Below are 12,450 nucleotides of genomic sequence, written 5' to 3'. Positions count from 1 at the left end.
TCAAGGGCCACCAGCCGGGCGCAGCTCGTAGCGGGGGTTGAACATGACCTTACGGCCGTCCTGGACGCTGATCAGTCCTTCGGCCCGCACCACCCGGCCGGGCTCGATCCCGGCGATCCTGCGGCGGCCCAGCCAGACCAGGTCGATCACGTCCGACCCGTCGTACAGCTCGGCCTCCAGGGCGGGTGCGCCGCCGCGCGGGCGGAGGGTGACGGTGCGCAGCGTGCCCGCCACACACGAACGCTGGCGCTCACCGCACCGGGCGATGGGCGTGGCCCCCTCCTGCTCCAGGTCCTCCCGGAGCTCGGCGGCCTCCAGCTCGGCCTGGCTGGAGCTCAGCCGCCGCAGGAGACCCCGCAGTCCGCCTCGTCTGGCAGGCTCCGGCGTGTCCATCGGTCACTCACCCGGCTTCCTCGCTCGCTGTCCCCGCGGGGGGACCCATCGTCTGGCTCCACCCCGGGTGTCCGTTTCCCGGGCCATGCCTCCCCGCAGCATACGTGAGAACGCCGACCCGTCAGAAGGACGGCAAGGGCAGGGCTTGCCCCCGATTCGCCAACGGCCCGCGGGCGAGGTCGCGGCGCGCCGGGCACCCGGCCCGCGGGCGAGGCCCGGCGGGCCGGACGCGCCGCCGCTCAGCGGATCTCGCTGATCTCCGGGCCGCGCTCGAACGGCCGCAGCTCCTCCCGGCCGGGCGCCTGCTCGTCGGCGGGCTGCCGGTCCGCCGGAAGACGCAGCGGGATCACCTCCCGGGGCGGCATCGGCTCGTCGCCGCGGACCACCACGATGCCGCGGACCACGTCCTCCAGGACGTCGCCGGCCTCCCCGCCGGCCGCCGCCGGGCCGCTGATGACGGCCTGCAGGAACCAGCGGGGGCCGTCCACGCCGAGGAAACGCACCGGCTGCGGCTCCGTCTGGCCCTGCGCGGGGGCCCGGCCCACGAGCTCGGGGCCGAAGGGCCCGTCCCGCTCCTCCAGGGCCCCGCCCGCGGCGGTGACGTCCCGGACGGCGTCGGCCCGCATCTCGTCCCAGATGCCGTTCCGCTTGGGCGCGGCGACCGCCTGGACCTGCAGCAGGCTCTCACCCAGCAGGACGATCACCCCGGTGATCTGGTCGCCGTCCACCCTGAGCTGGATCTCGAACCGGGGGTCGACGGGCAGGCGCAGGCCTCCCAGGTCGACCCGTTCGGCCTCCGGGTAGTCGTCCGCCGCGTCCCAGGGGCCCGTCGTCCGCGCCGGGGCGGGGCTGTCCTCCCGGACGGCCGGTGCGGTCTCCTCCTCCGCGCGTCGCCGGCGTCGAAACACTTCGCTCACTCTCCTCGTATTTTGCCCGTGCCGGGCGTACCCGTGCCCGGAGCCGTCAGCTCCCCGTCGAGCCGAACCCGTTCGTGCCCCGTACGGAGCCGGGCAACCGGTCCACCTCGTAGAACGCCGCACGCTCCACCCGCTGGACGACGAGCTGGGCGATCCGGTCGCCCCGCCGGAGCCGTACGGCGTCCTTGGCGTCGGTGTTGATCATCGTGACCTTGATCTCGCCCCGGTAGCCGGCGTCGACCGTGCCGGGCGCGTTCACCAGTGTGACGCCGTGCCGGGCGGCGAGGCCCGAACGCGGATGCACGAAAGCCGCGTAGCCGTCCGGCAGCGCGATCGCGACGCCGGTCCGCACGACGGCCCGCTCCCCGGGCAGCAGTTCGACGTCCTCCGCCGCGTACAGGTCGGCCCCGGCGTCGCCGGGGTGCGCGTACGCGGGAAGCGGCAGGCCCGGATCGAGCCGGTGGATCAGGATCTCGACGCTCACGCGGCGGCCTCGGTTCCCGCCGGCGATATGGCGTTCGGCACAGGGCTGCTCATGAGGCAAGACCCTACCCGTTGCGCTGGGGCGAGACCGCCTCTCCCGCGCCGGAGGACGGCGACGCCGTCCCTGTGGTCCCGTCCTCCTCCGCCTCCCCGCCCCTCTCGGCCGCGGAGCCGGCGTGCCCGGGCTCCGGGTCCGGCTCCGGGGCGGGCTCCAGAGCGGGCACGCCGGGCCCCGGAGGGCCGTCCGGCGGGCCCGCGTCTTCCCCGTTCCCCGACGGCCCGATGGCGGGCCGGTCGGAGCGCAGCTCCGGGAGCGCGCGGTAGATGACCGCCGTGAGCGGCACGGCCACGGCCGCTCCGGCGATGCCGCCGAGCACACCGCCGACGGCCAGGACGAGGATGATCGCCAGCGGGTGGAAGGCCAGCGCGCGGCCGACGATCAGCGGCTGGAGCACGTGGTTCTCCAGCTGCTGCTCGACCACGAGGATGCCGACGAACACCAGGGCGTAGACCCACCCCTGCGAGCCGAAGGTCACGAGCGTCGCGATGGCCCCCGCGAAGAGGATGCCGACGATCGGGATGAAGCTCGCGAAGAAGATGAGCACGGCGAGCGGGGCCCACAGCGGCACCCGCATCCCGGCGAGCACGATGCCGATCACGATGCCGTGGATGGCCGCGACGGCCACCGTGCCGTGCACGTAGTGGGAGATCGTCACCCACGCGGCCCGGCCGGCCCGGTCGACCCGGGGCGCGGCCTCGCCGAAGCCGCGCAGGAACCAGGCCCAGATGCGGTCGCCATCCTTGAGCAGGAAGAACGTCACGAAGAGCAGCAGCACGATCGAGGCCAGGACCTCGACGAACGCGGTGGCGCCGGTCAGCAGGGTGCTGGTGATCTGGCTGCGCTGCTCGTTGACCTGCCGGCTCAGCTGGTCGACGATGTCGGCGATCTGGGCCTCCTTCAGGTGAAGGGGCCCGTGCAGCAGCCAGCCCTGCAGGTTGCGCGCGGTGAGCTGGATCTGCGCGACCAGCCCGGGGAACTCCTCGTTCGCCCGGGTGCCGATGAGGATGCCGATGCCCACGATCACGGCGAGGCCGAGCAGCATCGTGATCCACGTCGCGTAGATCGGCCGCAGTCCGGCCTCGCGCAGCCGTCTGGTGAGCGGATACAGCAGCGCGGCGAGCAGCAGCGCGACGGCCACCGGCAGGACCACGAAACTGATCCTGCCGATGATCATCGCCAGCACGTAGATCGCCGCTCCCACCAGAAGCAGCCGCCAGCTCCACGCAGCCAGCGTGGCGAGTGTCGGCGGCACCCTCTCGGGGGCTCGCCTCTTAGACGGGATCACGGCTCCAGCCTGGCATGCCCGGGGGTGCGGCGCGCAGTCGTTTTACCTTCCGTCTGCCGGCGGCTCCGTCAGCCGGCCAGTTCGGCCACGGCGTCGAGGGGGGCGTCGCCGGGCTCCAGGACGAACTCCTCGACGTTGCCCGCCGCGCACAGGTCGTCCTGGGCGAGCCTGACGAGGCCGGCCTGGCCCCCCGACACGGTCAGCCGGGACACCTCGGCCCGCATGGATTTCCGGGCCTCCGACTTGGCCCGCCGCACCCGGCGCAGCACCTCGGCCACCGCCTCCAGCACGGCGGGGTCGCCGCGCTCCGCCTCGGGCAGGTCCTCCGGAGACGGCCAGGCGGCGCGGTGCACCGACCCCTCCCGCCACCACGACCAGACCTCCTCGGTCACGAACGGCAGGAACGGCGCGAACAGCCGCAGCAGCACGCCGAGCGCCGCGCGCAGGGCGGCGACCGCCGACGCGTCCCCGGCGTACGCGCGGGCCTTGACCAGCTCCACGTAGTCGTCGCAGAACGACCAGAAGAACCGCTCGGTCCGCTCCAGCGCCCGCGTGTAGTCGTACGCCTCGAACGCCTCGGTGGCCTCGTCGACGACCGTCCGGAGCGCGGCCAGCATGGACAGGTCGACCGGCTCGGTGACCTCCCCTCCCCCGCCCGACGTGAAGCCCAGCACGAACTTCGACGCGTTCAGGATCTTGATGGCCAGCCGCCGGCCGATCTTGATCTGCCCCGTGTCGAAGGCGGTGTCGGTGCCCGGCCGGCCGCTCGCCGCCCAGTAGCGGACCGCGTCGGAGCCGTGCTCCTCCAGCAGGCCCATGGGCGTGACCACGTTGCCCTTGGACTTCGACATCTTCTTGCGGTCGGGGTCGAGGATCCACCCGGAGATCGCCGCGTGCCGCCAGGGCAGCCCGCCGTGCTCCAGGTGCGACCGCACGACCGTCGAGAACAGCCAGGTACGGATGATCTCGTGGGCCTGGGGGCGCAGGTCCATCGGGAACACGCGGCGGAACAGGTCGTCGTCGCGCTCCCACCCGGCGGCGATCTGCGGGGTCAGCGAGGAGGTCGCCCACGTGTCCATGACGTCGGGGTCGCCGGCGAAACCGAGCGGCTTGCCGCGCTGGTCCTCGGTGTAGCCGGGCGGCACGTCGCTGGAGGGGTCGACGGGCAGCGCCCCCTCCGGCGGGGTGATCGGCGCCTCGTATACGGGCTCGCCCTCGGCGTCGAGGGGATACCAGACCGGGATCGGCACGCCGAAGAACCGCTGGCGCGAGATCAGCCAGTCGCCGGCCAGGCCCTCCACCCAGTTGTCGTACCTGACCCGCATGTGCGGCGGGTGCCACTCCAGCTCCCCGCCCCGGTCGAGCAGCGCGCGGCGCAGGGCGAGGTCCCGGCCGCCGTTGCGGATGTACCACTGCCGGGTGGTGACGATCTCCAGCGGGCGGTCGCCCTTCTCGTAGAACTTGACCGGCCGCCGGATGGCGCGCGGCTCGCCGTCCAGGTGGCCCGACTCGCGCAGCATCCCGACGATCCGCTCCCGCGCTCCGTGCACCGTGCGGCCCGCCAGCTCGGCGTACGGGCCGGCGGGCACCCCGTGCGGCGGCTCGGGGAGCAGGCGGCCGTCCCAGCCGATCACCGGCCGGGTCGGCAGGTCGAGCTCGCGCCACCAGGTCACGTCGGTCACGTCGCCGAAGGTGCAGATCATCGCGATGCCCGAGCCCTTGTCCGGCTCGGCCAGGTGGTGGGCCACGACCGGCACCTCGACCCCGAAGACCGGGGTGCGCACGGTGGTGCCGAAGAGCGGCCGGTACCGCTCGTCGTCGGGGTGGGCGACCAGGGCCACGCAGGCCGGGATCAGCTCGGGCCGGGTCGTCTCGATCCACACCCGCTCGCCGAACCCCTGCTCGCGCTGCGCGGGCGACAGGTCGAAGCCGATGCGGTGGAAGGCGCCGGGCCACTCCCGGTCCTCCAGCTCGGCCTGGGCCACGGCGGTGCGGAACGTCACGTCCCACAGGGTGGGCGCCTCGGCGACGTACGCCTCGCCGCGGGCGAGGCCCCGCAGGAACGCCCGCTGCGAGGCGGCCCGGGCGCCGGCGTCGATGGTCGCGTAGGTCAGCGACCAGTCCACCGACAGGCCGAGGCGGCGCCACAGCTCCTCGAAGGCCTTCTCGTCCTCGGCGGTGAGCCGCTCGCACAGCTCGATGAAGTTGCGGCGAGAGATCGGCTCCTGCCGCTTGGGGTCCGGCTTCTCCGGCGGCGTGAAGTCCGGGTCGTACGGCACGGAGGGGTCGCAGCGGACGCCGAAGTGGTTCTGCACCCGGCGCTCGGTGGGCAGGCCGTTATCGTCCCACCCCATCGGGTAGAAGACCTCGCGTCCCCGCATCCGCCGGTATCTGGCGATCGTGTCCGTGTGCGTGTAGGAGAAGACGTGCCCCACGTGGAGGGATCCGGACACGGTCGGCGGCGGCGTGTCGATGGAGTAGATCTCGTCCCTGCCGCGGGACCGGTCGAACCGGTAGGTCCCGTCGGCCTCCCAGCGCGCTACCCATACCGCCTCCAGGCCGTCGAGAGCAGGTTTCTCGGGCATGGCTGCGGGGAGTCGCTGTTCGGTCATGCCACCACATGGTATGGCGTGGCGCATCTCCCCGAGGGGAGACACTAAGGTCGTTATGGAGGAGGAATCATGGCGGACACGGCTCGCGCGGCCAAGCGGGAACTCGGCCTGTCGGAAAAGCCCGACATGCAGTGGCGGATCATCGGCGGACTGCTGGGCCTCGCGGTGGGCTTCGCCTCCCGCAAGGTGCTGGCGTACGCCTGGGAGAAGGCGACCGGCAAGGAGCCCCCGGCGAGCGCCGACTCCCCGGACATCGGCCTCGGCGAGGCGATCGCCTACGCCGTGGTGATGGGCCTCGGCATCGAGGTCACCCGGATCGTGGCGACCCGGGCGGCGGCCAGGAAGTGGCGCTCCTGGAAGGACGCCGCCCGCGACCTCACTCCGTAGGCACCGGCTCCCCGGACTCCAGGGCCGTGAGGAAGTCACTGGCCCACCTGTCCACGTTGTGTGAGGCGACCCTGCGCCGCAGCGAGCGCATCCGGCGGGCGAGCTCGTGCGGGGTCGCCCGCATCGCGGCCAGCATCGCGCGCTTCATTCCGGCGATGTCGTACGGATTGACCATGTAGGCCTGGCGCATCTCGTCGGCGGCCCCGGCGAACTCGCTCAGCACCAGCGCGCCGCGCAGGTCGTGGCGGCAGGCGACGTACTCCTTGGCGACGAGGTTCATGCCGTCGCGCAGCGGCGTGACGACCATGACGTCGGCCGCGCAGTACAACGCGGCCAGCTCCTCCTTGTTGTACGACTGGTGCAGGTAGGAGATCGGATGGCGGCCGAGCATGCCGTGCTCGCCGTTGATCCGGCCCACCCGCAGCTCGATGTCGTTGCGCAGCCGGATGTACTCGGCGACCCGCTCCCGGGTCGGCGTCGCGACCTGGACGAACACCGCCTCGCCCGGCTTGACCGACCCGTCGTCGAGCAGCTCGCCGAACGCCTTGAGCCGCTGGCCGATGCCCTTGGTGTAGTCGAGCCGGTCGACGCCGAGCAGCATGTGCTCGGGGTCGCCCAGCTCGGCCCGGATCTCCCTGGCCCGCTGCTGGACGCGCGGCTCGCGGACGAGCTGGTCCAGCTCGCCGAAGTCGACCGAGATCGGGAACGACTCGGCGCGCACCGTCCGGTCCTCCAGCTGGATCTCGTTGCGCAGGTACTGCACGCCGAGCAGGCGGCGGCACAGGCGCAGGAAGTTGGCGGCGCCGCCCGGCCGCTGGAAGCCGACCAGGTCGGCGCCGAGCAGGCCCTCCAGGATCTCGTTGCGCCAGGGGAGCTGGTAGAACAGCTCGCCCGGCGGGAACGGGATGTGCAGGAAGAACCCGATCTTCAGGTCGGGCCGCAGCTTGCGCAGCATGGCCGGCACGAGCTGGAGCTGGTAGTCCTGCACCCACACGACCGCGCCGGGGGCGGCGGCCTCGGCGGCGGCCCGGGCGAACCGGTCGTTGACCGCCTTGTAGGCGTCCCAGAGCACCCGGGAGTAGACCGGGGTGGCGACCACGTCGTGGTACAGCGGCCACAGGGTGGCGTTGGAGAATCCTTCGTAGTAGAGCTCGACCTCCAGCTGCGAGAGCGGCACGGGGATCAGGTGCATGCCGTCGTGGTCGAACGGCTTGAGCTCCTCTCCCGCCGCGCCGGTCCAGCCGAGCCAGGCGCCGTCACGCCGCTGCATGACGGGCGCGATGGCGGTCACCAGGCCTCCGGGGCTCCGACGCCACTCGTTCTCCCCCACGCGGTCCACCGGCAGCCGGTTCGCGACGATCAGAAAAGAGCTGGTGCCATCACGCATGAACCCTCCAGGGTCGTCTGTGACCACCATACGGAAAGCCACCAGGCGACCCCATACCCGTAATGACGTGCACAATTCACAGTTGAAACTGTGAGAATGATCTCACGCAGCTCACGGGGGCTCGCCCAGTGGTTTAGACCAATCGGTGACACTTCTCTACCCGGAACATCGGGACGGACGGGAAGTGCCGATTGGGATGGTCACCTGGACCGACGGCCGTCGACGGAGGCGTGCGGGGACGGCGGAGTGGACGGGCCGGGAACGGGGGTCAGCTCGGCGGGAGGGCGTGCCGGCGGTGCAGGTCCGCGCGCACGGCGGCGGCGAGCTTCTTGGTGGCGGCCCGGTTGAGGGCGGCGCCCGCCACCGCGCCGGTGAGGAAGGGGCCGAGGGTGGTGAGGTGCCTGCCGAGCGTGCGCATCAGGCGGTTGCGCAGCGCGGTCTTCGCGGCGGTGCCGAGCGCGATCGTGGCCGAGCCGGGGGCGAGGGGATTGACGCCCCGCTGTTTCGACCAGGCGAGGGCGAACGCGGCCGCCCTCTGGGTGCCGTTGCCCGGCACCTGCACGCCGTACACCTCGTGGAGCTCGGCGAGGAGCTTCACCTCGATGGCCGCCACGACGAGCGTCTCGGCGACGATCTGGGCGGGGGCGGACAGCAGCAGGGGCGGGGCGGCGAACTCGGCGGCGGCGAGCGCTCCGCCGACCGCGCCGACCGCCGTGGTCGCCTTGGCGGCGGTGCGGACGAGGTCGTCGGCGAGCTGGTCGCCGGTGAGCCCGTAGTGGTGCTCCCGCAGCGTCTCCAGGTCCCTGATCGGTAACCGCGGGGCGATGTTCATGAAGACGTCGGCGAGCCACCGGCCCCGGCCGGTGCCGCGCTCGCGCGCCTTCCTGGCGGACTGCGCCAAGGCCTTGCTGAGGCGGCCGAGCAGCCGTCGCCGCTCGGCCCCGTCCGTCTCCTCAGGGGCCACGAGTTTGCCGACCAGGTCGGCCACCTCGTCGTTCGTCCGATCCGCGTCTGAAGTCACGGACCCTCCTCAGGGTCTCCTAGGCGGCACACTCGCGGCAGACCTGCTGGCCGTTCTTCTCCGAGGCCAGCTGGCTGCGGTGGTGCACCAGGAAGCACCGCGAGCAGGTGAATTCGTCGGCCTGCCGAGGAATCACCCGAAGCGAGAGCTCCTCGTTCGACAGGTCCGCCCCCGGCAGCTCCAGCGACTCGGCCAGATCGGTCTCGTCGATGTCGATGCTGCCCGACGACTTGTCGCTGCGGCGCGCCTGTAGTTCCTGGAGGCTGTCCTCGCTGAGGTCGTCGTCGGTCTTACGCGGGCTGTCGTAGTCGGTAGCCATCTGCTACTCCATCCCCCTCATCTATCTGCCCTGCGCCTGTGTCGCGCGTCTTAACGCTCGGGAGGCCGGTGTTGTGCCCGCGGGGGCCGGAAAATCGTGCAATCGGTACCCGCTTGAACGAACACTGAACCTCCCGACACGGGTGGCGTGCACCGCCGGGGACTGCGGTTAGCCAAATATGGCGAAAACCACAGTATCGGCGGTATCCCCACCGTGTTCGACGGCACATCCAACCACATGTACGGCGCGCACGCTCCATCAGCGCGCCGACTGCGGCATCCCCGGAGAAACCCCGTTTCCGGAGAGTCGCACCGTCACCACGAGCCCGCCCCCGTCGCGGGGGACGGCGACGACCGTTCCGCCGTGCGCCCGGACGATCGCGCGCACGATGGACAGGCCGAGACCCGCGCCTTTGGCGGACTGAACCCGGTCGGCATTCAGCCGCCGGAACGGCTCGAACAGGCTGTCCACCTCGTACGCGGGAACGTGCGGTCCCGTGTTCGCGACCTGAACAACCGCACCCCCGTCCACCATTCCCGTACGGACCCATACTTTTCCGCCGGGACCAAGATTGTGTTTGATGCCGTTCTCCACGAGGTTCGAGAGGCAGCGCTCGACGAGAACGGGATCACCCGTCGTGGCGGCGGGATGAAGGTCGTGTTCGACCATGACCTCTTCCTCCTCCGCGAAGGCGGCCAGTTGCTCCACCGCCGTCCTCGCCACCTCCTGCACATCCACGGGCTTGCGCACCGACAGCTCCCGCTCGCTGCGGGCGAGCAGCAGCAGGCCCTCGATGAGCCGCTCGTTGCGGGCGGTGGTGCCGAGGAGCGTGCGCCCGAGCACCTTGAGGTCGTCCGACGCCTCGGGGTCGGACAGGGCGACCTCCAGCACGGTGCGGTTGATCGCCAGCGGCGTGCGCAGCTCGTGCGAGGCGTTGTCCACGAACCTCCGCTGGGCGTCGAAGGCGGTGTTGAGCCGGGTGAGCATGGCGTCGAACGTGTCGGCCAGCTCCTTCAGCTCGTCGTCGGGGCCCTGGAGGTCGATGCGCTCGTGGGCGAGGGAGGTCTCCGACAGCTTCCGCGCGGTGGTCGTCATCTTGATGATCGGCCGCAGCGCCCGGTCGGCCACGACGTATCCGAGGATCAGGGCGAAGATGCCCACGCCCAGCAGCGCCAGCAGCGACCGCTGCAGCAGCTCGCCCCGCGCCGCCGCCGTGGCCTCCGCCTGGAGGTTGGCGTAGTTGTTGTTGAACTCGTCGATCACCTCCTGCGGCACGCTCGGCGGCAGCAGGATCTTCGGCACGCTCTGCCAGCCGACGTTGATCGCGTGACCGACCAGCACGTACATGACCATCACCAGCAGCGCGCCCGCGACGAAGACCAGCGCGGCGTACGTGAGGGTCAGCCGCCAGCGGATGCTCACGCGGTTCTGCAGCGACCGCATCTCGTCGAGGATGTTGGCCCGCTGGACGGGGTGGGCGACCAGGGGCGGCGGGCCGTCCCAGGCGGGCGGCCCGCTGGGCGGCGGCGGAACCTGGCTGCGGTAGGGACCGGTGCCCATCGGGTCCGACATCCGGCCGCGCGTCACAGCCGGTAGCCGACGCCCGGCACGGTCTCGATGACCGGCGGGTCGCCCAGCTTCTTGCGCAGGGTCATCATCGTCACCCTGACCACGTTGGTGAACGGGTCGATGTTCTCGTCCCACGCCTTGTCGAGCAGGTCCTCCTGGCTCACGACCGCGCCCTCGGCGCGCATCAGCTCCTCCAGCACCGCGAACTCCTTCTTGGTGAGGTGGATCTCCGCGCCGTCCCGGGCCACCTGCCTCTTGCCGGGGTCGAGCCGGATCCCGGCCCGCTCCAGCACGGGCGGCAGCGCCGGCGCGGACCGGCGGCCGAGCGCGCGCACCCGGGCCACGAGCTCCATGAAGACGAACGGCTTGGCCAGGTAGTCGTCGGCGCCGAGCTCCAGCCCCTCCACCTTGGCGTCGACGTCACCCGCCGCGGTGAGCATGATGATCCGCGAGGCGGACCGCTCCGCGACCAGGCGGCGGGCCACCTCGTCACCGTGGACCTTCGGCAGGTCGCGGTCGAGCACGATCACGTCGTAGTCGATGTACCCCGTCTTCTCCAGGGCGGCGGCGCCGTCGTAGGCGACGTCCACGGCCATCGCCTCCCGGCGGAGGCCGGTGGCGATCGCGTCCGCGAGCACCCTCTCGTCCTCCACCACAAGCACGCGCATCAAGGTCCTCCTCGCTGGTACGGACGCCTCATTGTGGCCCTGACCGGCGTAAGCCGCCGGTAAGAGGTCCCGGCACTCTACGTGACGTAGAGCACAGAAATTCACAGGTTTGCGATCGGTTCGGTTATGGGTATGGCCCCGGGCACCCTCCATTGTCGTGTGCATGGGTAGGCGCGTCTCTCCTGAGCGGATTCCGCGCCGGCGTCCCCCGTGCCACGTCCGCCCCCTGAGAAAGAAGGTGAGATGGGCGAGTTCACGACCACGATCGAATCCAGGCTCGACCAGGCCTACAAGGGTCTTGAAGAGGCCACGACGAGCGGGGACGACTTCCTCGCCGACACCCTCACCGCCGAGATCGAGGACCTGCACCGCCTCGCGGAGGATCACGGCGTCTCCATCAACCGCTGAGCCCACCAACACCTGACGAGGGGGCCCGCCGTCCGGCGGGCCCCCTCGCCTGTGCCGGGGGTGAACCCGGGGGTGTGGTGGTCAGTCCCGCTCGGGGTCGAGGGGGACGAGCAGGTCGTGCAGTTCCTCGAAGAGCCCGGGGGCGGCACACAGCACCATGTCGGGGCTGAGCGGTCTGCCGTTCAGGCCGCCGACCCGCGCCCCCGCCTCGGCGGCGACCAGCCCGGCCGCGGCGTGGTCCCAGTAGTTGGCGCCGCGCTCGTAGTAGGCGTCGACCCGGCCCGCCGCCACCGAGCAGAGGTCGATCGCGCAGGAGCCGCCCCGCCGGATGTCCCTGACCCTCGGCACCACCTGCGCGACCACCTCGGCCTGCACGCGGCGCCGGGCGGCGCCGTAGCCGAAGCCGGTCGCGACGAGCGCGCGGTCGAGCGGGACGCCGGTGTTGCAGCGCAGCCGCTCGCCCCGGAGCCACGCGCCGCCGCCCCGGCGGGCGGTGAACAGCTCGCCGCGCGGGACGTTGTTGACCACCCCCGCGACGATCTCACCGTCCACCTCGACGCCGATGCTGACCGCCCAGTCGGGCACGCCGTACAGGAAGTTGACCGTGCCGTCGATGGGGTCGACGACCCAGCGGACCACGCCCTCGCCGGGGGTGTCGCCGCCCTCCTCGCCGAGGACCGCGTCACGCGGCCTGGCCTCGGCGATGCGGGCGCGGATCAGTTCCTCGGCGGCCCGGTCCAGCGCGGTGACGACGTCGGTGGGGCTCGACTTGGTGGCGAGCACCTCGGGCCGCGCGGGCCGCTTGGCGAGCAGCATCTGACCGGCCTCCTCCGCTATGCGGGCCGCCAGGTCCAGCAGCTCCTCCTCCCGTACACGGTCGTCCATGCCGGTGCGCCCCCTATCGAGTCGGTGATCGTCCGTGACCGTTCACCGGAACGGA

At 71.8% G+C, this 12,450-nt stretch carries 13 protein-coding genes; 2 read left to right on the top strand and 11 right to left on the bottom strand.

The features are described from left to right. The 5 genes from Mam01_RS11235 to valS all read right to left on the bottom strand — a co-directional run bounded on the left by Mam01_RS11235 (position 1) and on the right by valS (position 5,751). Positions 1–393, bottom strand: coding sequence for an OB-fold nucleic acid binding domain-containing protein (locus tag Mam01_RS11235; RefSeq protein WP_204285312.1), 393 nt, complete (start codon positions 391–393; stop codon positions 1–3). A 239-nt stretch (positions 394–632) separates the two neighbouring features. Next, the gene (locus Mam01_RS11230) at positions 633–1,301 is read right to left on the bottom strand and encodes a DUF3710 domain-containing protein (RefSeq protein WP_204285311.1); all 669 of its coding nucleotides are present in this window, start codon (positions 1,299–1,301) and stop codon (positions 633–635) included. 55 nt (positions 1,302–1,356) lie between these two features. Next, entirely contained in the window at positions 1,357–1,794 is a 438-nt protein-coding gene (gene dut, locus Mam01_RS11225) for a dUTP diphosphatase (protein WP_150931957.1), read from the bottom strand. A 64-nt stretch (positions 1,795–1,858) separates the two neighbouring features. Continuing rightward, positions 1,859–3,139, bottom strand: a complete 1,281-nt coding sequence (locus tag Mam01_RS11220; protein WP_239101225.1) for an AI-2E family transporter — start codon at positions 3,137–3,139, stop codon at positions 1,859–1,861. Between the two features lie 68 nt (positions 3,140–3,207). Beyond that, positions 3,208–5,751 (bottom strand): valine--tRNA ligase, encoded by a 2,544-nt coding sequence (gene valS, locus Mam01_RS11215; protein WP_204285310.1) that lies wholly within the window; start codon positions 5,749–5,751, stop codon positions 3,208–3,210. Between the two features lie 69 nt (positions 5,752–5,820). Between valS and Mam01_RS11210 the strand changes: the two genes are divergently transcribed. Beyond that, the gene (locus Mam01_RS11210; protein WP_187406012.1) at positions 5,821–6,138 is read left to right on the top strand and encodes a DUF4235 domain-containing protein; all 318 of its coding nucleotides are present in this window, start codon (positions 5,821–5,823) and stop codon (positions 6,136–6,138) included. Here the strand turns inward: Mam01_RS11210 and Mam01_RS11205 are convergent. The 5 genes from Mam01_RS11205 to Mam01_RS11185 all read right to left on the bottom strand — a co-directional run bounded on the left by Mam01_RS11205 (position 6,128) and on the right by Mam01_RS11185 (position 11,102). Then, entirely contained in the window at positions 6,128–7,525 is a 1,398-nt protein-coding gene (locus Mam01_RS11205) for an alpha,alpha-trehalose-phosphate synthase (UDP-forming) (RefSeq protein WP_150931962.1), read from the bottom strand. The two genes, Mam01_RS11210 and Mam01_RS11205, sit on opposite strands and share 11 nt — an antisense overlap. A gap of 268 nt (positions 7,526–7,793) precedes the next feature. Continuing rightward, positions 7,794–8,546, bottom strand: a complete 753-nt coding sequence (locus tag Mam01_RS11200) for a hypothetical protein (protein WP_239101224.1) — start codon at positions 8,544–8,546, stop codon at positions 7,794–7,796. Positions 8,547–8,565: 19 nt separating this feature from the next. Beyond that, positions 8,566–8,865 (bottom strand): DUF4193 domain-containing protein, encoded by a 300-nt coding sequence (locus Mam01_RS11195; RefSeq protein ID WP_030454398.1) that lies wholly within the window; start codon positions 8,863–8,865, stop codon positions 8,566–8,568. Positions 8,866–9,123: 258 nt separating this feature from the next. Then, the gene (locus Mam01_RS11190) at positions 9,124–10,437 is read right to left on the bottom strand and encodes a sensor histidine kinase (RefSeq protein ID WP_204285368.1); all 1,314 of its coding nucleotides are present in this window, start codon (positions 10,435–10,437) and stop codon (positions 9,124–9,126) included. Between the two features lie 11 nt (positions 10,438–10,448). Next, positions 10,449–11,102, bottom strand: coding sequence for a response regulator transcription factor (locus Mam01_RS11185; RefSeq protein ID WP_111698089.1), 654 nt, complete (start codon positions 11,100–11,102; stop codon positions 10,449–10,451). Between the two features lie 243 nt (positions 11,103–11,345). On the opposite strand from Mam01_RS11185, the gene Mam01_RS11180 reads away from it, so the two are divergent. Further along, on the top strand, positions 11,346–11,510 hold the full coding sequence (locus Mam01_RS11180) for a hypothetical protein (protein ID WP_165900481.1): 165 nt from the start codon (positions 11,346–11,348) through the stop codon (positions 11,508–11,510). 81 nt (positions 11,511–11,591) lie between these two features. Here the strand turns inward: Mam01_RS11180 and Mam01_RS11175 are convergent, their stop codons facing one another. Beyond that, a complete protein-coding gene (locus Mam01_RS11175; RefSeq protein WP_204285308.1) occupies positions 11,592–12,395 on the bottom strand; it encodes an inositol monophosphatase family protein in 804 nt (267 codons plus the stop codon). Between the last annotated feature and the right edge of the window lie 55 nt (positions 12,396–12,450).

The sequence above is a fragment of the Microbispora amethystogenes genome (assembly GCF_016863015.1).
Lineage (GTDB): Bacteria > Actinomycetota > Actinomycetes > Streptosporangiales > Streptosporangiaceae > Microbispora > Microbispora amethystogenes.
This window is presented reverse-complemented; position numbering and strand designations above follow the sequence as displayed.